We start from the raw sequence: 923 nt of genomic DNA, 5'->3' as shown, positions 1-923 counted from the left end.
CAGGCAATCGTGCAGGCCCTTCAAACTCCAGATATTGTCCGGATGGATCGAGGCGCGACTGAGAGTTCCACCAAGGCCCAGATCTTCTCGGTAAACGGTTTCCGCCTCGGTCAAATAGCCTTGTTCGAAGAGCAGCGCGCCCAGGGCGTGGCGGGTGGGTTGCATCCATCCCCAAGGCTCGTCGTAGGGCAAGGTGTCGTCCAATTCGACAGATCGGAGCAGGTGAGCGAAGGCGAGATCGAAGTTTTCCTTTCGGTATTCGATCTCACCGCGCAGCATTTCGGTGGCGATCTCCAGCAGGTCGATGACGCGGTTGTTGTGCAATCGCCGAGCCTCGGGCACTCGGACCTTGGCTTTGAGGAAAAGCTGCTCCTCGGCTTCGGCGTTGGGCACATCGCCGGTCGCGGCGAAAGCAAGCGCGCGGGCGTAGTGGGTTGTTGCCGTCAGCGTGCGGTACAGGTCAGGGTCGTCGGGTAGCGCCAGCGCTTTTGCCTCCTCCCACCGGCCAAAGCGGATCAGGATGTGAGGCCCCATGGACATGTAGCTTTCGAAGAAATCCGCCATGGGCGGGCTCTCGATGCGCAACATCTCTTCGGGGGTTGTGTCCCAGATACCCTGGTTGGCCCGCAGGGCCGGTTCGATCTGACCCAGAAACATCGCGCCATAGATGGTGAAATGATAGTCGTGCTGGCGGTAACCGGTGTAGATATTGAACGCCCCTTCACGCTCATAATATTTCAGGTCCGCTTCCGAGGCTTTCTGGTTCCAATGCACCACGTTCTGATAGTGGCCGCAGAGGATATCTATATGCGTCGGCATATGCACAAGGTGGCCTGCATCCGGGACCAGAGTGCGCAGGATATCGCCCGCTTTGAGGGCCTTTTCGGGGGTTGGGGACATCTCCATCAGGTGAACGTACAGGT

The 923-nt window shown here is 58.8% G+C and carries 1 pseudogene; it reads right to left on the bottom strand.

Annotated features, from left to right (window positions below):
- A pseudogene (locus tag ACR0E6_RS21770) lies at nt 1-923 on the bottom strand (hypothetical protein); the annotation flags it as partial.

It is taken from the genome of Ruegeria sp. AP12 (assembly GCF_056540025.1).
Note: the sequence above shows the minus strand (reverse complement) of the source record. Positions and strands in the feature narration are given on the sequence as shown.